Source organism: Vampirovibrio chlorellavorus (assembly GCF_003149375.1).
Classification (GTDB): Bacteria; Cyanobacteriota; Vampirovibrionia; order Vampirovibrionales; family Vampirovibrionaceae; genus Vampirovibrio; species Vampirovibrio chlorellavorus_B.
In genome coordinates, this window is the sequence record NZ_QFWH01000003.1 from 160,355 (window position 1) to 179,171 (window position 18,817).

At 56.2% G+C, this 18,817-nt stretch carries 20 protein-coding genes; 10 read left to right on the forward strand and 10 right to left on the reverse strand.

Annotated elements, in window-relative coordinates; translation table 11 throughout:
- Nucleotides 1–54: 54 nt before the first annotated feature.
- From atpH to DF283_RS05325, 7 genes are all read right to left on the reverse strand, one after another.
- A complete protein-coding gene (atpH, locus tag DF283_RS05295; protein ID WP_303673686.1) occupies nucleotides 55–609 on the reverse strand; it encodes an ATP synthase F1 subunit delta in 555 nt (184 codons plus the stop codon).
- A complete protein-coding gene (locus tag DF283_RS05300; protein ID WP_303673687.1) occupies nucleotides 609–1,196 on the reverse strand; it encodes a F0F1 ATP synthase subunit B family protein in 588 nt (195 codons plus the stop codon). The genes atpH and DF283_RS05300 overlap by 1 nt, the downstream gene beginning before the upstream one ends.
- 29 nt (nucleotides 1,197–1,225) lie before the next feature.
- Entirely contained in the window at nucleotides 1,226–1,672 is a 447-nt protein-coding gene (locus DF283_RS05305; protein WP_303673688.1) for an ATP synthase F0 subunit B, read from the reverse strand.
- A 135-nt stretch (nucleotides 1,673–1,807) separates the two neighbouring features.
- Complete coding sequence (gene atpE, locus DF283_RS05310; RefSeq protein ID WP_303673689.1) at nucleotides 1,808–2,044, reverse strand: ATP synthase F0 subunit C; 237 nt, start codon at nucleotides 2,042–2,044, stop codon at nucleotides 1,808–1,810.
- A gap of 81 nt (nucleotides 2,045–2,125) precedes the next feature.
- A complete protein-coding gene (gene atpB / locus DF283_RS05315) occupies nucleotides 2,126–2,818 on the reverse strand; it encodes a F0F1 ATP synthase subunit A (protein ID WP_303673690.1) in 693 nt (230 codons plus the stop codon).
- A gap of 210 nt (nucleotides 2,819–3,028) precedes the next feature.
- The gene (locus tag DF283_RS05320; protein WP_303673691.1) at nucleotides 3,029–3,409 is read right to left on the reverse strand and encodes a hypothetical protein; all 381 of its coding nucleotides are present in this window, start codon (nucleotides 3,407–3,409) and stop codon (nucleotides 3,029–3,031) included.
- Between the two features lie 25 nt (nucleotides 3,410–3,434).
- Entirely contained in the window at nucleotides 3,435–3,953 is a 519-nt protein-coding gene (locus DF283_RS05325; RefSeq protein WP_303673692.1) for an AtpZ/AtpI family protein, read from the reverse strand.
- 299 nt (nucleotides 3,954–4,252) lie between these two features.
- Between DF283_RS05325 and DF283_RS05330 the strand changes: the two genes are divergently transcribed.
- Nucleotides 4,253–4,753: a YajQ family cyclic di-GMP-binding protein gene (locus DF283_RS05330; protein WP_303673693.1), complete on the forward strand. Its 501-nt coding sequence runs from the start codon at nucleotides 4,253–4,255 to the stop codon at nucleotides 4,751–4,753.
- Nucleotides 4,754–4,995: 242 nt separating this feature from the next.
- On the opposite strand, the gene DF283_RS05335 is transcribed toward DF283_RS05330, so the two are convergent.
- Nucleotides 4,996–5,154, reverse strand: coding sequence for a hypothetical protein (locus DF283_RS05335; protein ID WP_303673694.1), 159 nt, complete (start codon nucleotides 5,152–5,154; stop codon nucleotides 4,996–4,998).
- A gap of 461 nt (nucleotides 5,155–5,615) precedes the next feature.
- Between DF283_RS05335 and rimO the strand changes: the two genes are divergently transcribed.
- From rimO to dapB, 9 genes are all read left to right on the forward strand, one after another.
- The gene (gene rimO / locus DF283_RS05340; RefSeq protein WP_303673695.1) at nucleotides 5,616–6,980 is read left to right on the forward strand and encodes a 30S ribosomal protein S12 methylthiotransferase RimO; all 1,365 of its coding nucleotides are present in this window, start codon (nucleotides 5,616–5,618) and stop codon (nucleotides 6,978–6,980) included.
- A 318-nt stretch (nucleotides 6,981–7,298) separates the two neighbouring features.
- Nucleotides 7,299–7,667 carry a hypothetical protein gene (locus tag DF283_RS05345; RefSeq protein WP_303673696.1) on the forward strand — a complete coding sequence of 123 codons (369 nt, stop codon included), beginning with the start codon at nucleotides 7,299–7,301 and terminating at the stop codon, nucleotides 7,665–7,667.
- The gene (locus DF283_RS05350; protein WP_303673697.1) at nucleotides 7,651–9,597 is read left to right on the forward strand and encodes a peptidoglycan D,D-transpeptidase FtsI family protein; all 1,947 of its coding nucleotides are present in this window, start codon (nucleotides 7,651–7,653) and stop codon (nucleotides 9,595–9,597) included. Before DF283_RS05345 ends, DF283_RS05350 begins: the two co-directional genes overlap by 17 nt.
- Before the next feature lie 85 nt (nucleotides 9,598–9,682).
- Nucleotides 9,683–11,215, forward strand: coding sequence for a UDP-N-acetylmuramoyl-L-alanyl-D-glutamate--2,6-diaminopimelate ligase (locus tag DF283_RS05355; RefSeq protein ID WP_303673855.1), 1,533 nt, complete (start codon nucleotides 9,683–9,685; stop codon nucleotides 11,213–11,215).
- Nucleotides 11,216–11,227: 12 nt separating this feature from the next.
- Nucleotides 11,228–12,685 carry a UDP-N-acetylmuramate--L-alanine ligase gene (gene murC / locus DF283_RS05360; protein ID WP_303673698.1) on the forward strand — a complete coding sequence of 486 codons (1,458 nt, stop codon included), beginning with the start codon at nucleotides 11,228–11,230 and terminating at the stop codon, nucleotides 12,683–12,685.
- Nucleotides 12,682–13,605: a UDP-N-acetylmuramate dehydrogenase gene (gene murB, locus DF283_RS05365; protein WP_303673699.1), complete on the forward strand. Its 924-nt coding sequence runs from the start codon at nucleotides 12,682–12,684 to the stop codon at nucleotides 13,603–13,605. The genes murC and murB overlap by 4 nt, the downstream gene beginning before the upstream one ends.
- Before the next feature lie 43 nt (nucleotides 13,606–13,648).
- Nucleotides 13,649–14,605, forward strand: coding sequence for a D-alanine--D-alanine ligase (locus DF283_RS05370; RefSeq protein ID WP_303673700.1), 957 nt, complete (start codon nucleotides 13,649–13,651; stop codon nucleotides 14,603–14,605).
- 16 nt (nucleotides 14,606–14,621) lie between these two features.
- Nucleotides 14,622–15,917 carry a cell division protein FtsQ/DivIB gene (locus DF283_RS05375; RefSeq protein ID WP_303673701.1) on the forward strand — a complete coding sequence of 432 codons (1,296 nt, stop codon included), beginning with the start codon at nucleotides 14,622–14,624 and terminating at the stop codon, nucleotides 15,915–15,917.
- Between the two features lie 113 nt (nucleotides 15,918–16,030).
- Complete coding sequence (gene dapB, locus DF283_RS05380; protein WP_443082989.1) at nucleotides 16,031–16,840, forward strand: 4-hydroxy-tetrahydrodipicolinate reductase; 810 nt, start codon at nucleotides 16,031–16,033, stop codon at nucleotides 16,838–16,840.
- A gap of 147 nt (nucleotides 16,841–16,987) precedes the next feature.
- Here dapB and sdaAA read toward each other — a convergent pair whose 3' ends face one another.
- Together sdaAA and sdaAB are read right to left on the reverse strand one after the other, a co-directional pair.
- Nucleotides 16,988–17,878, reverse strand: coding sequence for an L-serine ammonia-lyase, iron-sulfur-dependent, subunit alpha (gene sdaAA / locus DF283_RS05385; RefSeq protein WP_303673703.1), 891 nt, complete (start codon nucleotides 17,876–17,878; stop codon nucleotides 16,988–16,990).
- Nucleotides 17,879–17,942: 64 nt separating this feature from the next.
- Complete coding sequence (sdaAB, locus tag DF283_RS05390) at nucleotides 17,943–18,620, reverse strand: L-serine ammonia-lyase, iron-sulfur-dependent subunit beta (RefSeq protein ID WP_303673704.1); 678 nt, start codon at nucleotides 18,618–18,620, stop codon at nucleotides 17,943–17,945.
- Between the last annotated feature and the right edge of the window lie 197 nt (nucleotides 18,621–18,817).

Here is an 18,817-nt window from a genome sequence, read left to right on the forward strand (position 1 = left end):
TTTACTGTGTGTTCAAACTTTAAAATCTTGTTTAGGTAAATCGGCAGGACTGGCTTATAACGTTTGTACCTGTTTACGCAACGCTTCCAGACGTCCCACATAACTGCCATCAATGACTTGATCCTGAATCTTGATGATGGCGCCGCCCAGTAACCCCGGCTCTACCCGGTTGTGCAAATCAACCCGGCTAAAGCCCATGGTGGACTCCAGTGTCTTTTGAATGCGGTTGCGCAGTTCCTCTTCCAGTTCCACGGCGGTAATAACCTCGGCGCTGGTGCTGTTTTCAGCTTGATTGCGAAATTCGCTGAATTGATCAACCAACGCCGGAATCACCCCGGCCCGGTGGTTGTCCACCAGTAACTTGAGTAAGCGATGGATCCAGACTGTGACCTTGGGGCCGAATTGCTCATCGATAAACTGCTGCTTGTCGGCCTGAGGTACACCAGGGTTTTCCAGAAACGCTGCCAGTTCGGGCACTTGTGAAAGCAGATCGCTGACAGTGCGCAAGTCTTCGTGAACCCGGTCCACTTCACCACTTTCCTGCACGCTTTCAAACAGCGCCTTGGCGTAGCGGGAGGCAACTTTGTTGTTTTCCAATCGGTTGCTCATCAGCGCTGGCCTCCCTTGATTTGTGACAGTTCATCCAGAAAACTTTCAACGGAACGCTTTTGGTCAGCGGCGTTTAATTGAGCGGCCAGCTCGGTTCGGGCATCGGCCAGCGCGTCACTCAACAAACGGCGCTCCAGATCCTTGATGGCTGCCCGGCGCTCCAGTTCCATCCGCTTTTTGGCGTTTTCCACAATTTTGGTCGATTCGTTACGGGCGTCGCTCAGAATCTGGTTGGACATGGCCTCCGCCGAAGTGCGGGCTGTGGTTAAAATTTCGTTGATCTCATCGGTCAAGGCGCCGGTCTTCCGCTTGGCCTCTTCCAGTTGGGCCAGGGCATTCTTTTTTTGCAACTCAACGGCCTCGACTTCCGCGGCCAGTTTTTGGCGCTGGGCGTCAATGCCCCCGAAGAGATTCAGCTTTTTGGCGACAAATCCCAGAATCAGCACTACCAACAGGACGTTGAACACATTGGAGTGCTCCAGTTGCTGGAGGAAGGTCATGGGGTGTTCACCGCTCTCGTGGTGCGCCTGCAGCCAGAACACGGAGGCTTGCTGCAAGAAGGGATTGATTGTTTGTGTAAGTAACATTCCTGCTGTACTCGCTCCTGTGTGGATGACTAACTACCCGTGGCGGAACCGATTTTTCCACCGGTTTTGACTTTGGCAATGACGGCTCGGGTCAGGGAGGCGCGTTCCGATTCCAGCTCTCCGTAAGTGTTTTCCCGCCAGATGGATAGATCCGCCATTTGGCGATCGGTTTCCCGTTGGGCGTCATTACGGGCGTGAATCACCAGGTGTTGGGCCGAGGTCTTGGCCTCCTGACGAATTTGCTGGATGAGTTGATGGGCTTCCAGACGAGCCTGTTTGATGCCAGCCTGATACTCGCTGTGCAGTTTCTCAAACTGCTTTAAAAAATCTTTCGCGGATTGCTCATCCTGGGTCAGTTTGCGCTCACGCTCATTTTTAATGGCCATAATCGGGTCGAAATAAATGGCCTTCATTAAGGCAACAAAAATAGCAAAACTAAGCAGGACGAAAAGAAATGTGGCGTTAAAAGTGGGCATAAGGGAAAGGGTTCCTGTGGCGCAAAGCTGAACTTGAAACTTCCGGTTACACGGTTTGATGGGTGGTTGTAGCCGCCTGTCTGGCTGGGAGCATCCAGCGGACTGACAAGCGGCTACAAGTCAGAAACGCTTTATTTAGCCGCCGAACTTCTGGAACAGCAGGAAAAAGGTTACGAAACCGAACAAACCCAGCAATTCCACAACACCCAGGGTGATGAAATATTGGGTGGTGATGTTGCCCTGAACTTCGGGTTGACGGGCAACGCTGTTGAAGAAGGCGGCGGTCATCAAACTGATACCGATGGCGGGGCCAATGGCGGCGATCCCAACGGCGAGGGCACCAGCTAATAACGCGACTGCTGCTGTTTCCATTATTTAGAGTCTCCTTTATCTATCAGGGGGAATAATACAAACCAAAATCAAGTGTTGTGGAATCGGGGAACGAAACCGGCTCTAGTGATGGTCCTCCGACAAGAGGCTGATGTAAACCGAACTGAGGATGGCGAAGATGTATGCCTGAACCACGGCCACAAACAGCTCCAGGAAGATGACAAAGCTGGGCAGTACGTAGGGCGTGACTCCCAGCGCGATGCCCGACAGGATCTCTCCAACCAGAATGTTGAAATAGAGTCGGACCAGCAAGGAGCCGGGACGGGTCACATCTTCTAAAATGTTCATGGGCAGGAAGAATAAACCGATGTACCACGGGTCTGGAGAGATGTAGTGCTTGAAGTAGCGGGGGCCCTTCTTGAAAAGCCCGTAACCGAAGTACATCAGTACGGTACAAATGGCCAGGGCGGATGTGGTATTGATATCGGCAGTGGCGGCCTTCAGTTCGCCCGCCGGGATGTGGAACAGCCGCAGGGGCAGCTGGCCCATCAGGTTTGCCGTCATAATGAACAGAAAGAGGGAGCCCACAAAGTACAGGAAACCATCGCCTCGCTTACCGGCGGTGGCCATGGTAATGCCCCGGCAAATATCGTAGAACCCTTCGCCCACTACTTGCAGCTTACCGGGAACCACACTCAAGTTGCGGGTGGACAGCCAGGCAGCCGACAAAACCACCGCCATACCCAACCAAACCATGATCAGGGTGTTGAGGTTGACTGATTGACCAGCGAGTTGAATGACCCATTCGTGTTCCATGACAATCCTTTAATACCTTTAAACTGATTTAAAAGAAGCTGACGCAAATCGTGGTTTCTGCGCAGACCCGGTAAAGAACCGGGCAGACAGAAGCGCTTGGGGCTGTTTTGTGAATCCTACCGTATTCCTGTCCGTTTTTGTGAATGCCTACCGTCCTGACGAGCGTTTTTTCAAGCCTGACCAGCGTTTTCAAGAGGCTACCAGAAGCGGTTATGAAGGCGTTTCAGCGGAAATGTCTTCTGCCTTTACCAATGCCTTGCCAAATAATGCCCATAGTGCCTGAATTGCGCAATCCACGGTAAGAATCACTTTGTAACTTAAAAATCCGCCAATGACAATAGCAAGATCGTTGGCCTTGCCGTGAGATACCTGAACCAGTGCGTAGGCGAATAAACAGGCTCGAATGGTTGAAAACGCCATCTGGATGCCTTTTTTGGGGTTTTCGGCGTTGAAGGTCAGGCTCCACAGGTAGCCAAGGCCAAGCAGCATTCCGGTTGAGCCCAGCTTCAGCCACTGTGGGTAAAACAAGGTCAAAGCAAGCAGCAACACGGCGTTCAGGGTTAAAGTGCCAAGCCAAAGCCTTTTTTTCATCGCCAAAAAAGGTTTGCTGATTACCTCAGCGCTCGGAGGGGGGAGATTTGGGGTCGTGGGTCGGGTCATCACGGTTCAGTTCTGTGTCCAGGTTGGGTGGAAGGTCGTCATTCTCTTCGGGAGGGGCGTTCTCGAGTTTCTGGTACAATTCATGCAGGGCATTCAGTGTGGTGTTGGCCCTGGCGGGAGGCGGACTGCTTGACTGGCCTGTCTTTTCTGGTTGGTGCTGTGGATCAATCGTCTTGGGGGTGTCATCCGCTTCCGTGTGGGAGGACAGATTCGGTTCCGCCCTGGGTGCCTGCGTTTTTCTCAAGGATTGCGGCGGGGGGGACGGGGTGGCGGACTTCTTCCGGGTTGGCCAGCGCTCTTTTTGCAGGGCTTGTTCGGCCAGGCTGCGCTTGTACAGGATGCGAATGCCCATAACCATGCCCAGGATGCCTAGTAAAACTGTCCACAGCGGAGAGATGCCATAGGTGCGGGTTAGCCAATTTCCCAGCAGAAGGCCACCAAGAATGGGTAGGATGAGCTGGATGGCGTATTCCATGGTGTGTTTGACCTTGCACGTTCCGGGTGGTGGGCGCCGCTGACTTTAAAGCTGCGGAGGCGTATTGTTGCGGGTATTTTTGGTCTACAATCAGTCAATGTAATACAAACCGTTTGGCTTGTAAAAATGCTCGTCGCTTTGGCTGATTACCGAAGCCAATATGGCAGTCGGCCTGATTGCCGCCTGATAGTGCATTCTAGCTTGTGCAATCTCTTGTGGCATCTGATCGGATCGCGCGTCGGGCATGGATTGATTTTTGTTTTTTGTTTTGAGTGACCTTTGGAAAGGAGCCTGCCAATATGGCCAAGGATGCCAGCTTTGATATTGTTTCCGAATTCGATCAGCAGGAGTTGGTGAACGCGCTGGATCAAACCCGCCGGGAAATCGCTTCCCGCTTTGACCTGAAAGATTCCGGCAGCGATGTGGAGATGGAAGAGGGCAAGAAAATCGTGGTGACCACCACGGATGAATTCCGGGCCCAGAATATCTATGATATTTTAGAAGCCAAAGTGGTTAAGCGGGGTCTGAGTCCCTTGATTCTGGATCGTCAGGAGCCGGAAGCCGCTTTGGGCGGGAAAGTCCGTCAGGTCATCAACCTGAAGCAGGGCATTGAAACCGATATGGCCAAGAAAATCGTGGCCCATATCAAGGAAGCCAAGCTGAAAGTGCAGGCCAGCATTCAGGGCGATCAGGTGCGGGTGACCGGCAAAAGTCGAGATGATCTGCAAGAGGTTATCAAGCACGTGCGAGAGTTCGGCGATCGCCAGAGCATGCCCCTGCAGTTTACCAACTATCGCTAGGGGCAGGCTTGGCCCGTTTCTCCCTCTTATTCTCCGGTCTTGGCTCCTCTGGATTTTGTTTTGCCTCCAAAAAGAAAAGCCGTCCAGCCGTTTGGCTAAACTGGACAGCGGGGTAGTACGGAATTGGTAGGAAGGAATAAAGACAGGAGAGAGTGTTGTGTTTAAATTTTGACTGCGCCACAAGGGCTGGCTGAATTTGAGTGCTAAATGAGCCCTAGGGAATGACTGTTCAGGCAAAGCGGTCAGGCATAAATACCCATAAACCAGATAGTACCGGTGACAAACAGCCCGGCCAGTGATAGTTTGCCCAGATTCAGGGCCAAATCCTGCCAGGCGTGCAGGGTGCCGATGGGCTGCGAATTTGAGGCTGGTGTTTGATAGTGGGTTTTAAATTGCAGCATGATAAAATTCCCGTAAGTAAGACACTGCCTGACTGGCAGCAGTAACAGGATGGCGTATTGCTCTTTGCTTAAGGTCTGGATCCGTACCGAACGGTCAGCCTTGGGCCGGGTTGGCTTTTATAGCGTGGCGTCCAGCGGAATTCTCAACAAACGCCGTACTTTTCCAGCACCCTGATTGTGACTTTCTTGTTGATTAATGACGGTCAGGTTTGAGTTTGTTCCCAATTCGCTCAAAGCGGCATCACAGAAGGAGGAAAACGCAGTGGCCCTGGGGGAGTCGGCTCTGCAATCCGGCAGGTCAACTCGTGCGAATCTTTTGTTTTTAGTATCCTGTTGTATGTATTCGGTTATATCGAGACACGTGTCTCGAAACACGGACCTCCCTTTTCCTAGGATTTTCTACTCCAATCTTTGTTTTAAAGTTCTTTTTTAATGCCCAATATAAGCACGGTGGATAACGCATGACTCCTCCCTCCCTCACCTCAGACGCTCCCACGACCGAAATCCCTCAGGCCGGTAGCTGCGGCAAGAAAAAAGTGGGCTTTGTCCATTTAGGCTGCCCTAAAAATCTGGTGGATACCGAAACCATGCTGGGCATTCTGGATAAAGACCAGCACCAGATTGTGGCCAGCGAGGAAGAGGCGGACATTGTGCTGGTCAACACCTGCGCTTTCATCGACTCCGCCCAGAAAGAGTCGGTCAGCGTGCTGGCCAATCTGGCCGAGCAGGGCAAGGAGCTGTTGATCACCGGCTGTCTGGCCCAGAAGTTTCAGGGCGAGCTGCTGGATTTGTTCCCGGAAGCCAAGGCCGTGGTGGGCATCAACAACGTGGCCGAGATTGGCGACGTGATGAAGCGGGTGGAAAGTGGCGAGCGGGTGCTGGCCATGCAGCAGGATCCCACCTATATATTGGAAGAAGACACCGTGCGGCGGCACATTACGGTGGGTTCCTACACCTATCTTAAAATCGCCGAGGGCTGCGATTACAAATGCTCCTTCTGTATTATCCCCAGCATGCGGGGCGCTTTCCGCAGCCGCAGTGTGGAAAACATTGTGGAAAACGCCCGGGAAATGGCCCAGCGGGGCGTCACCGAAATCATTCTGGTGGGGCAGGACACTACCAGCTACGGCAAGGACATCGGTTCCAGTCTGCCTGCCCTGCTGCGGGCCCTGAACGAGGTGGAAGAGATCGAGTGGATTCGCTTTATGTACGCTTATCCCAATCTGGTCTCCGATGAACTGCTGGAAACCATTAACGACTGTGACAAAGTGGTGAAGTATCTGGATTGCCCCTTGCAGCACAGTCACCCAGACGTGTTAAAGCGCATGCGCCGCCCGGTGACCGATCTGGTGGAGTTTGCCGCGCGGGCTCGGGCCAAGATCAAGAACGTCAAGCTGCGCACCTCCTTTATTGTGGGCTTCCCCGGCGAGACGGAAGAGCATTACCAGCACCTGAAAGAAATCATTGAGCAGGTGCAGTGGGATCGCCTCGGTGTGTTTGAGTATTCCGACGTGGATACCGCCCACAGCAAGACGCTGGACGGTAAGGTCAAGAAGAGTGTGATCAAGCAGCGTCGTAACGAGCTGATGGCCTTGCAGCAGCAGATCGCCTTCGCCAAAAATCAGGAAATGATTGGGCAAACCGTGGATGTGTTGATCGACATGGTCAACCAGTACGGCACTCTGATTGGGCGCACCCAGTGGGACGCCCCGGAGGTGGATAATACCGTGCAGGTCAAGGGGCAGGCCGTCCCGGGTGAGATTGTGAAGGTCAAAATCACCCATGTCACCCCCTACGATTTGAAGGGCATTATCGCCGCCGAGTAGCCGGGCTATTTACGTTTCCCGGCGTTGGGCAGGGTCTGCCCGCATTGGGCTGCCCAAACTGGAAATGGCTTTTTTGCCATCTGGTGCGGTGGTGTGCTTGGGCCCTGATGGAATTGGCGCCATGATGGGATTCAATCTTGTGTAACGTTGTGCTTCAACTTTCGCGTGACGACAGGGCCGGAAGGCTAATATAATAAAGTTGTGTCTGTCGTAGTCTGGTGTATTGCTCGTATTTTTCAGCAACACCAGCCACACGCCGCAAAGCCGAACCCAAGCGCTATCCGGGGCAATATCCGCATGAGAGAGCAATCCAGGCCCATGATTATTCAGGGAAATTTTAAACCGGCCAGAAGTGGCTGGCTGCTCAGGATGTCCAGCCGGGTACTGTCCCTGTTTCTGGGGGTTTTGGTCATTGGGGCCCTTGGCTCCTATGGGATCAAGGTGCAGTTTGAGGACTCGATCAACAAGCTGGCCAAGCACACCCGGGATATGAACGAACAGAACAAGGAATTGCAGGTCAAGCTGAACCACATCCGTTCCTACAAGAACGTGGAAGCGGCTGCGGCCCGGGTACCCCATCTGCACATGCCGGAAACGGTGATTGATGTGCCGCCATCGGCAACGGTGATTCAGTTGCCCGCTCTGCCCCCTGTCAAGCAGGAGTTTCCACGTGTCTACGGGTACTAGGGACGGTTACCGCCAGCGACAACGGCAGCATTTGCAGCAGCGACGCACGTCATCGCCGCCGCGTCCTCCCCGTGAGCCCCGGTCCCGGGATACTTTTTCTCCCAAGCGCTTCCGCATTTTATTGCTGATTCTGGGCTTTATCCTGATGGCCATGATCGGCAAACTGTTCTACATCCAGCTGATTGACGCCAATCACCTGAAGAAGAAGGCGCAGCTATCACGCAATCAGGCCCTCACCCTGTTCAATCGGGGGCGTATCGTGGATCGGGGCGGTATGGTGCTGGCGCAGGACACGGTTCTCTACGATTTGTTCGTGCATCCCAAGTATTTTTTCAAGATGCCGGTGGCGCAAATTGCCACAGCATTGGCTCCGGTGCTGGAGATGGATGAGACAAAGCTGCTGGAAAAACTTTCGGAGCCTTACACCACGATCGGGGTGAAAAAGAACCTGACCAAGCCCCAAATGGAAGCCATTCTGGCCGTGCGAACCCCCGTGGTGGCCCAGGACCCCAAGACTAAAAAGTTGATTCTGGATGACAATGGCCGTCCGGTGGTGCGTCAGGTGCGCTTGCCGGGTCTGGATTTTGTGAAAAAGAACGTGCGGAACTACCCGCAGGGCAATCTGGCGGCTCACGTGCTGGGTTACGTGAATGATGAGGCCCAGGTCAGCTCCGGGGTGGAGTCTTCCGCCGCTAAAATCCTCAAGAAAAAGCCCACTGACCTGAACAATACCTATCTGGACGGTCGGGGCAACGTGGTGGACCTGGGCAAGCTGGATCCCAAAAATCTGGTGACCTTGCCCAAGGCGCAGGACGTGCAATTGACCATTGACGCCCGTCTGCAATACGTGGCCGAGCGGGAACTGGCCGCTGGTTTGGCCCGTAGCCACGCCAAGCGGGGCACGGTCATTATGATGGATCCCCGCACCGGGGAGCTACTGGCCTTTGCCGTATTGCCCACTTACTCGCCGGATCGTTTCTACAAGGCTTCCGCTGAGGAATTGAAAAACTGGGCCATTACCGATGTGTATCCCCCCGGCTCCACGTTCAAGATTTTGACGGTGGCTTCCGGTCTGGAGCTGGGGAAAATCAGCCGGGACAGTCGTATTCTGGACACGGGCAAGATGAAAGTGGGTGGCTGGACCATTCAGAACTACGATTACGGCAAGCATGGCGCTCCCGGCATGATTGACCTGACTTACCTTCTGATGCACTCCAGCAATATCGCCAGCGCCAAAATCTCCCTGATGCTACCCGCTCAGCAGCATCATGCGATGCTGAAACTGATGGGGATTGGCTCCAGAACCGGCATTGATATTCCCGGCGAGTCGGCAGGGATTATTCTACCGCCCAAGTCCTGGGATGAATCCACGCATGCTTCCATTGGCTACGGCTACGGCATGGCGGCCACCCCCCTACAGATTGCGTCCGCGGTGGCGGCGATTGCCAACGGGGGGATCTGGAACTCTCCGCATGTTATGAAAGGCTCACCGGTCACCCATCGACGTATTTTCAGTGAAAAAACCTGTGCCGATATGCGCTACCTGCTGACCCGCAGTATTCAGGACGCCAAAACCTCCACCGTGCGGGTGGATGGCGTGGAAGTGGCCGGAAAAACCGGAACCTCTCGTAAGCCCCGAGCCGAAGGCGTTGGCTACAGCCCCGATGTGTACACCTCCTTTGTGGGCTTTTTTCCGGCCAAAAGTCCCAAGGTGCTGATTATGGTGGTGGTGGACAGCCCGCAGATGGCTGAATCCTGGGGGAGTACCGTGGCTGGGCCCATTTTTCGCAATATCGCTCAGGAAACGGTCAGCTATTTGGGCCTGAATGCTGCTAAAATAGCACGTACAAGCGTTGCTTCTACCAGCGGATTGGGGGGTGTTCACTCGATGGCCGGGGTTCCGGTGCCCGCATCGACGCACACCCACTGATTTCAACCCCGGAAGGTTTCAATCGGCATTGCCACAGAACGCATGCCACCAGAGTTACGGTTAACGCACTGAGAGACATAACGTGATGAAATTGACCGATCTTTCCCAGTACCTGTCAGAGCCCAAGAGGGTGACCCCGGATTTGTTCACCCGACAAGCGGAGCAACCGATTGACGGGGTGACCAGCGATTCGCGTCAGGTCAAGGCGGGTACCGTGTTTGTGGCGCTTGGGGGTAGCCGTACGGACGGGCATCAGTTTTTACAGAGCGCCGCCCAGCAAGGCGCGGTGGCCCTGATTATCGAGCAGGATCGTCAATCCGGCCTGTCCTTGCCTGCCAATATCCCGGTGATTGCCGTCCCCAACACCTACAGGGCCCTGGCTGAAGTCAGCGCCGCCCTGCACGACTTCCCCGGGCGCAAGATGCGTCTGGTGGGGGTGACCGGCACCAATGGCAAAACCACCGTCACGCACCTGATTGAGCAGATGCTGGCGGATCAGGGTGAGAAAGTGGGGCTGATTGGCACGTTGGGGCAAAAGACCAGCAAGCGCCAAGCGTACGACTCTACCGGGCACACCACGCCTATGGCCACTGAATTGCAGGAAATTTTGCACGAGATGAAGGACGAGGGCAACGACTACGTGGTCATGGAGGTCAGCTCTCACGCTTTGGACCAGTACCGGGTGCATCATTGCGACTTTGAAGTGGCCGTGTTGACCAACCTGACCCAGGATCACCTGGATTACCACAAAACCATGGAGAATTACTGGAAGGCCAAGGCCCTCCTGTTTAGTCGTCTGGAAGTGGCTCCCGACAAGCCCCGGGCCGCGGTCATCAATCTGGATTCCGATTATGCCCGGGAGTTCATCGCCGCCTGCCCGGAAGGGGTGACCCTGTATACCTACGGCATTCACAGCCCGGACGCCAACGTGCGCATTGAGAACGCCGACTACAGTATCGCTGGCTCCTCTTTCACCGTGGTCACGCCAGCGGGTAAGGCCCAAGTGAAGCTGAAGCTGGGTGGACAGTTCAGCGTGTACAACGCTTTGGCCGCTTTGGCCAGTGGTCTGGCGCTGGGGATTTCGCTGGAAGCCTGCGTGAAATCGCTGGAGCGGGTGCCCGGCATTCGGGGCCGCTTTGAAGTGGTCTCTGAAAAGCCTTATGTCATTGTGGATTACGCCCACACCCCCGATGGTCTGGAGAACGTGCTGAACGCCGCCCGAGTGGTCACGCCCAAGGATGCCCGTCTGATCGCCGTGTTTGGTTGCGGGGGCGATCGGGACGCCACCAAGCGCCCCAAAATGGGGGGCATTGCCGAGCGCTTGGCCGATGTGCTGGTGATTACCTCCGATAACCCCAGAACCGAAGACCCCCAGCAGATTATTACCGATGTCATTTCGGGCATTCAGCGCTTTGATTCCGCCCGCATGATTGTGGACGCCGATCGGCAGGCGGCCATTCATCAGGCCATCGATCTGGCCCAGCCCAACGACATCATCGTGGTGGCGGGCAAAGGCCACGAAGATTACCAGATTCTGGGCGATCGCACCATTCACTTCGATGATCGGGAAGTGGTGCAGGACTACGTGAAGCAAAAACGCGAACTGTCGTCGGTTTAGGGGGTGGCCACTGTGAGTATTGCGACGGACACCCTGAATCAACCGCTGACCCTGGACAAAGCCCGGCCCGTCCACTTTGTGGGCGTGGGTGGCGTGGGTATGAGCGGTCTGGCCAAGGTATTGATTGAGTCCGGCTTTCAGGTGAGCGGGTCGGATGCCGCTGAAAGCGCCTACACCAAAGCCTTGCGGGCCTTGGGCGGAACCATCCACATTGGGCATGCCGCGAATCAGGTGCCCGTACAAGCGCAGTTGGTGGTGTCCTCCTCCATCGATCGCCAGAACCCGGAAATCGCCCTGGCGTTGGAGCATGGGCTGGAAATCCACCATCGTTCAAGCCTGCTGCGAGAAGTGATGCAGGGCGGCCTGCTGGGCCATGAAACCACCATCGGCATTACGGGCACCCACGGAAAAACCACCATCACCGGCATGACCGGGCTGGCCCTCAAGCTGGCCGGACTGGAGCCGACCGTGGTGGTGGGCGGTAAAATGCCCCAGCTGGACACCAACGCCATTCTCAGCCCGGATGGCAAATACGCCGTGGCCGAGCTGGATGAGAGCGACGGCACCATTTTGCAGTATCAGCCCACCTTGTCCGTGGTGGCCAATCTGGAGCTGGATCACGCTGATCACTACACCAACGGGCTGCAAGGCGTACTGGATACCTTTCGCACTTACCTGAACGCCCTGAAACCGGGCAGCAAGGTGTTGTTTAACGTGACCTGCCCCAATACCAAGGCCCTCATGCAGGATTGTCCGGCTAGTGTGGAGCGGATTCTGCTGGCCCCGGGCGATGTGTTTACCGGTCAGGAGACGGAGACTACTTATTGGCTCAAAAACGCCCGTCCCTACGCCAAGGGCTGCTATCAGGCCTACGTGTACCGTAATTCCAAAATGCTGGGTGAGCTGAACATGTCCGTTCCCGGCAAGCACAACCTGTTTAACGGCCTGTGCGCGGTGGCCGTGGGCGATCAGCTGGGGGCGGATTTTGACTCTCTGGCCGAGGCCCTGACCGCCTTCACCGGTATGGGGCGTCGCTTTGAGAAAGTGGGCGAGTGGAATCACGCCCTACTGGTGGACGATTATGCCCATCACCCCAGCGAGGTTCTGGTCACCCTGAAGGCGGCCCGGGAATCCCTGCAAGGCACCAATGGGCGGGTGATTGCCGTGTTTCAGCCGCATCGCTACTCTCGTCTGCAAGCCCTGTGGGATGAGTTTTTAACCTGCTTTGGCGATGCCGATTTGCTCTTTCTGACCGATGTGTACGCCGCGCACGAGCCGGTCATTCCCGGGCTGACCGCTGATGCCTTTGCCCAGAAGGTCAAGCACCCTAAGGCGCAGTATGTGCCGTTGGCTCCTGATTTTGAGCCGGTTCGGGAGGCCCTGAAAGCGGTCATTCAGCCGGGGGACATCGTGCTGTCCATGGGGGCGGGCAATATCACCCAACTGCTGCGGCACTGGATCTCCCCATGAGTACATGTGTTCCCCAAGTGCTAATGGGCGCCCAGTTTACCACCTACCGCATCGGTGGCCCGCTGGATGAAGCCTATCAACCCACCACAGAAGCGGAGCTGGTGGCCATTTTGCGGCAAACTCAGGCCGCTGGAAAGCCCCTGACCATTCTGGGCTGGGGCGGCAACAGCATTATCGCCAGCGCTGGCATTCGGGGGGTGACCATTATCACCCGTAAGCTGGACTGGGTGGAACCCATTACGGACACCCGCATGGCTTTCGGGGCCGGTGTGCATTTGGCCAAGGCCGCCAGTACGGGTCTGAAATATGGTCTGACCGGTGGGGAGTTCATGATCGGCATTCCCGGCACCATTGGCGGGGCGTTGCGGATGAATGCCGGGGCCTTGGGGCAGGAGACTGCCAATCTGGTGCGCAGCGTGAATCTTTACAACCTGGAAACCGCACAGGTGGAAACCTGGCTGCCCGAGCAACTCGGCTTTCAGTACCGCAAAAGCGCCATTGATCCCAAAAAGCACGTGGTGCTGAGCGCGGAGCTGGAATTTCAGCCCGGCAATCCCGCCGAGATCAGCGCCACCATGACCCAAAGCGTGCAGTTCCGTAAAAGCCACCATCCCAAGGAGCCCAACGGGGGCAGCGTGTTCAAGAACCCCTCCAGGGACATGCCCGCCGGGAAACTGATGGAGGAACTGGGGGCCAAGGGGCAGTGGCGGGAAGGCGGCGCTATGGTCAGCCCCTTGCACGGCAATTTCATCGTGAATGTCGACCACGCAACGTCTTTGGATGTGTTGCGGCTTATGCGGCGGATGCAGCAGGCCATTAAAGACCGCTATGGGCTGGATGCGCACCCGGAGAACCTGCTTCTGGGCGATGCCAGCCCCGAAGAGCAGGCCCTGTGGCAGGCCTTGACCGCCGGGCATTAAAACTTAAAATTCGTTTCAATCTTTATCCACAAGGATATTTTCAATGACCAGTACCCAGCAGAATTCGATTTTGAACCATCATACCCGCATCGGGGTGTTGTATGGCGGCCTCTCTTCGGAGCGGGAGGTGTCCCTGCGCTCCGGCAAGAACTGTTACGAGGCCTTGCGGCGATTGGGCTACGAAAACGCCACCCTGATTGATGTGGATCAGCACATTGCCCGCACCTTGGCCGATCAGAAAATTGAGGTGGCTTACATCGCCCTGCACGGCAAGTACGGGGAAGATGGCTGTATTCAGGGTGTGCTGGAGCTGATGGGCATTCCTTATACCGGCTGCCGGGTGGCGGCCAGCGCCCTGACCATGAACAAGGCCCTCACCAAGAGCGTGCTGAAGGATGCCGGGTTGCCGGTCATTGATTCGGTGGTGTTTAAGTCCGCCGCGGTCAACGGCAAGCCCATAGAGATGACCATTCCTTACCCGGTCATGGTGAAGCCCCTGAACGAGGGCTCCAGCATCGGCATGAGCAAGGTGGATGCCCCCGAGGACTTGAAACCGGCCTTGAAAACCGCCTTGAGCTATTGCGACGAGGTGATGGTGGAGCGCTACGTGTACGGAAAATCCATTACCGTGGGGGTGGTGGAAGTGAACGGTCAACCGAAAGTGACCCCCATTCTGGAGCTGCGGCCAACCCAGTCGGAATGGTACGACCTGGAGGCCAAATACACGGAAGGCGGTACCGAGTTTATTCTGCCTGCTGAACTCTCCCCCGCTGTGACCGAGGCCATTCAAGAGGCTACCTTGCGAGCCCATCGGGCCGCTGGCTGCCGGGGCGTCTCCCGCATTGATTTTGTGGTGGCGGATGATAACCGGTTTTATATTCTGGAAATTAACACCATTCCGGGCATGACCGACCTCAGCGATCTGCCCGCCCAGGCCAAGGCCATGGGAATTGATTACGATCAGCTGGTAGAATGTATCCTGAAAACTGCCGTCAGCTAGAAAAGTCCAAGCGCTTATGTCCCCCATTGAACAGCCGGAAGATGCCGCCAACCGCGAGGCCGATCAGCCCGCCAGTTCCATGCGGGATTTGACACGGGCCTTGTCCCGAACTGCCGATGACACGGCGGAGGCGGAGGCCGAACCGCTGGCCAGCGGACAGAGCGTTTTCTCCAGTCGCAGCGGTATTCAGGACCCCCTGGTGAAAACGCCGGTGACGGAAGGGGAGCTTCCGGCGCCGGATGAGGAAGCGGCTTATTGCCCCCTCAGCGAGCGGCCACTCAAGCGGGGTAAGAAAGGCAAGGGCAAGCGCAAGGATAAATCCGCAAAAAATAGCGCGGCCACTCGTCCAGAGCCCCCGGCGGTTAAATCCAGACGGCAGCAGGAACGGGCCCGTCGGCGGCAGGAAAATTATTTGCAAAAGCGGCGCAAGGAGAAAAAGCTCCGGGTTTTTTACGGGCGGATTCGTTCCATTCTCAAGTTGTGTTGCGCGTTTTTATGGGCCTTTTTGTTATGGGAAATGTTTCAAAGCCCCTTGTGGGTGATGAGCGCCCCTCGCTATCAGGTCAGTCATCAGCAACTGTTGCGACCCGCGCAATTGGCCCCGCTGGTGCAGCCCTGGGTGGGCAAGCCCCTGTACGCCATCCACACGGGAAAACTGGCGCAACAGATTGAACAGCGCTTTGCCGTGGTGGAGCGGGCAGAGGTGCGTCGGGTGTTATTCCCGGCCAGCTTGCGTATCCAGATTATTGAGAAGCAACCCTGGGCGGGTCTGTATTTGCCGTCCAGCTACGATAAGGCCCATCCGGCCAAGCCCACTGCCGCTCAACCCGATGCTGACCCTGGAAACGCTTCCTCGGAGAAAATCCGGCGGCGCTGGTGGGAAACACCTTTTGGCATGGCCGCCGAAAACGAGCTGATTGGGCTGTCTGGCTACGCCATTAAGCCCGAGCTGTTTGCCCCGGCAGAGAAAGTGCTGGTGAACCCGCGGGTTACGCTTAAGCCCGCTTACTGGCGGCAATTGCGGGAGGTGGCCTGGCAGGCCCGGCAAATCAAGGGCTTGCATCTGGAGGCCGTGGATATTCGCAACCCGAATCAGGTGATTTTGCGCTATCAGGAAATTCCGGTGATTCTGGGGCTGCTCAACAGCACGGCTTCCCAGCGTTTGGCCCGGCTGATTCCTCTGCTGCCCAAAATCCGGGAGTATCGGGATGTGATTGAATCGGTGGACTTGAAGTGGGAAGAGCAGGTGACTTTCCACAAGCGTCCCAACGCCCGGCTTAAAGAAACCAAAGAGCCTCAGGTGCAGGGCTAGCGGTTAATAGCCTTTCTCGTTCCCGGGGAAACACATTGCGTGTGGGGCGTCTTTCGGTTAAAACCGAGCTATTGTTGTTGATGGACGGGGCAGGTGCCTTTATGGAAGCACAGATGCAAGCAAAGCAGATTCGGGTGGCCGTTTGCGGGGGCAAGGGTAAAATGGGCCGGGAGGTGGTTAAAACCGTGGCCCAGGACGCCGAACTCTCTCTGGCGGGCGTGGTTGACCCCAGCGCTTCCGATGAAACGGTCAAGGCCTACTTCGATATTGACGCTGATCCGGGGATGCTGTTTGATTGCAGCCTGAAGGATATGCTGGCTCGTGAAAAGCCCGATGTGTGCGTGGATTTTACCAATCCGGAGGTGGTGTTCGCCAACACCATGGCCATGATTGAGGCCGGTTGCCGTCCGGTCATCGGCACCACCGGGCTGACCGCCGAGCAACTGAAAACCATTGACGACGCCCTGCGTGCCCAAAATCTGGGGGGGCTGGTGGTGCCCAACTTCGCCATCGGGGCGGTGCTGATGATGAAATTCGCCCAGGAAGCGTCCAAGTACTTTGATCACGCCGAGATCATCGAGCTGCACCACAACAAAAAGGCGGATGCTCCCAGTGGTACGGCTTTAAAAACCGCTGAACTGATGCGGGAAAGTCAGGCCCGCTTTGGGCGCAGCAACGCCCCGGAGACCGAGCTGATTGCCGGGGCCCGGGGGGCTTGTGGCCCTGCGGACATTCACATTCACAGCGTGCGACTGCCCGGTTTCATCGCCCATCAGGAAGTGATTTTGGGCAGTCCCGGCCAGATTTTGACCATTCGGCACGACAGCATGGACCGAAATTGCTTTATGCCCGGCGTGGCTCTGGCCGTCAAGAAAAGCATGACCCTGACCGGTTTGGTCTATGGGTTGGAGCATATTTTGTAACCGGGATATCCACCCCAATGGCTTTTAAAGGCTGCCTGACCGTATAAAGTGAGGGCGTCCGCTGCGCCCGTTGGCCCGGTGCAATCACAGCACGACTGGCCCACCTGCCAGCTCAGGGTCTCCCCGTCCACTCTAAACGTCTGGAGTTTAGGGGGCTTGCTGCTGCCCCTTGAATGTTTCGGTGAAGGCTTTGGCCACTGGGGTTTGGGCCAAGCCGCCCTCGGCGGTTTCCTTCAGGCTGGGGTGCATCAGCTTGCCCACCGCCGCCATGGCTTCCACCACCTGATCCATGGGAATAAAGCTCTTCACCCCGGCCAGAGCCATGGTGGCCGAGGCCGCCGCTTGAACGCCCGACAGGCCGTTGCGCACTACGCAGGGCACTTCCACCAAACCCGCCACCGGGTCGCAGACGAGCCCCATCAGGTTTTGCATGGAGATGGCCGCCGCATGTACCACTTGTTCCGGGGTGCCGCCCATCATTTCCACCAGACCGCCCGCAGCCATGCCGGAGGCCACGCCCACTTCCGCCTGACAACCGGCAGCGGAGCCGGACAGGAACATGCGCCGGGCGGTGATTTCTCCGATGATCCCAGCAGTAATCAGCCCCTTCAGGGTTTGCTGGGGGGGCACGTTTTTATCCTGCTCCACGGCAATCAGGGCGGCGGGCACCGAACCACTGCCCCCTGCGGTGGGACAGGCCACGATACGCTTCATACGGCTGTTTTCTTCCAGCGTGGCCAGCCCAAAGGCGATCATTTTCATTTCAACGGGAGATAAAAAGCATTGCGGCTGGTTCATAAAATCCATGATCCGTCTGGCGTCTCCCCCGGTCAGGCCGCTCATGGACTTTTCGGTGGAATGAATGCCGCTGGTCACGGTGTCCCGCATTTGTTGCAGGATGGCTTCCATACCCGCCAGGATTTCCGCTCGCTGCTTGCCGGAGTAGGCCTCCTCATAGCGCAAGGCCGCTTCAGCCACGCCGCATTGATGCTCCTGACAGTAGGTCAACAGTTCTTGAAACGAATTGAAGTTGGGCATGGGTGGGAATCCTGAACTTTCTATGGAATGGAAACGTGCCAGACAGAGTGGCGCTCTGAAGGGGTCAGGCCGGTAATTGATCGATGCACCGGGCCGTGTGAATGTCGGGGATGCCTTGAATGGCCGCCACGGCTTTGGCAGGCGGCATGGAATCCAGGGTGATGATCATGAACGCCTCCACCCCGCGTTGGTTGCGGTTGCAGGTCAGGGTGGCGATGTTGATTTGCTGTTCCGCCAGAATTTTGGTCACTTGCCAAATCATGCCCGGCTGATCCTTGTAAAAGAGGATGAGAGTGGGCATTTCTCCCCGGATGTTGACGTTGTGGCCGTCGATTTTGGACACGTACACCTTGCCGCCACCGATGGAGTGCCCGACCACCGTAAGCATCTGGCCGTTTTGCAACCGCATGTTGAACACCACGGTGTTGGGAGAATAGTTGTTTGCCCCTAAAAACGGGGTGATGGTGTAGTGAAGGCCCTGGGCTTCAGCCAGCGCGAAGGCGTCCCGGATGCGCTCATCGTTGACCCCGTAGCCCAGAATGCCGGCGATGAGGCCGCGATCCGTGCCGTGGCCCTGATAGGTTTGGGCGAAGGAATTGTAAAGCACAAACTCTACTTCCTGAATGGGTTGATCGGCCACCAGCCTTGCCAGATTGGCCAGCCGAACCGCCCCGGCGGTATGGGAACTGGAGGGGCCCACCATGATCGGGCCGACAATATCGAATAGAGAGCCACCACTCATGCCAAACACGCTTTCATCTTTGTGAAGGATATTTCAATTTTGACACAGAATTTTTGCAAAAAGGCTACTCAATTTTTTGAACGTGTGGTATTAATTATAGAAGTGACTTTTTAGTTTGAATAGTAGATTTTTTCCCCTGGCATCTCAAGTTGTTGAACCATGTTTCAGGGCAAGTCCACGGGTACGGCACAAGTATA

Coding starts and splice junctions, on each gene's coding strand:
- atpH (WP_303673686.1), bottom strand. CDS start 609: ATGAGCAACCGATTGGAAAACAACAAAGTTGCCTCCCGCTACGCCAAG.
- DF283_RS05300 (WP_303673687.1), bottom strand. CDS start 1,196: ATGTTACTTACACAAACAATCAATCCCTTCTTGCAGCAAGCCTCCGTG.
- DF283_RS05305 (WP_303673688.1), bottom strand. CDS start 1,672: ATGCCCACTTTTAACGCCACATTTCTTTTCGTCCTGCTTAGTTTTGCT.
- atpE (WP_303673689.1), bottom strand. CDS start 2,044: ATGGAAACAGCAGCAGTCGCGTTATTAGCTGGTGCCCTCGCCGTTGGG.
- atpB (WP_303673690.1), bottom strand. CDS start 2,818: ATGGAACACGAATGGGTCATTCAACTCGCTGGTCAATCAGTCAACCTC.
- DF283_RS05320 (WP_303673691.1), bottom strand. CDS start 3,409: ATGAAAAAAAGGCTTTGGCTTGGCACTTTAACCCTGAACGCCGTGTTG.
- DF283_RS05325 (WP_303673692.1), bottom strand. CDS start 3,953: ATGGAATACGCCATCCAGCTCATCCTACCCATTCTTGGTGGCCTTCTG.
- DF283_RS05330 (WP_303673693.1), top strand. CDS start 4,253: ATGGCCAAGGATGCCAGCTTTGATATTGTTTCCGAATTCGATCAGCAG.
- DF283_RS05335 (WP_303673694.1), bottom strand. CDS start 5,154: ATGCTGCAATTTAAAACCCACTATCAAACACCAGCCTCAAATTCGCAG.
- rimO (WP_303673695.1), top strand. CDS start 5,616: ATGACTCCTCCCTCCCTCACCTCAGACGCTCCCACGACCGAAATCCCT.
- DF283_RS05345 (WP_303673696.1), top strand. CDS start 7,299: ATGATTATTCAGGGAAATTTTAAACCGGCCAGAAGTGGCTGGCTGCTC.
- DF283_RS05355 (WP_303673855.1), top strand. CDS start 9,683: ATGAAATTGACCGATCTTTCCCAGTACCTGTCAGAGCCCAAGAGGGTG.
- murB (WP_303673699.1), top strand. CDS start 12,682: ATGAGTACATGTGTTCCCCAAGTGCTAATGGGCGCCCAGTTTACCACC.
- DF283_RS05370 (WP_303673700.1), top strand. CDS start 13,649: ATGACCAGTACCCAGCAGAATTCGATTTTGAACCATCATACCCGCATC.
- DF283_RS05375 (WP_303673701.1), top strand. CDS start 14,622: ATGTCCCCCATTGAACAGCCGGAAGATGCCGCCAACCGCGAGGCCGAT.
- dapB (WP_443082989.1), top strand. CDS start 16,031: ATGCAAGCAAAGCAGATTCGGGTGGCCGTTTGCGGGGGCAAGGGTAAA.
- sdaAA (WP_303673703.1), bottom strand. CDS start 17,878: ATGCCCAACTTCAATTCGTTTCAAGAACTGTTGACCTACTGTCAGGAG.
- sdaAB (WP_303673704.1), bottom strand. CDS start 18,620: ATGAGTGGTGGCTCTCTATTCGATATTGTCGGCCCGATCATGGTGGGC.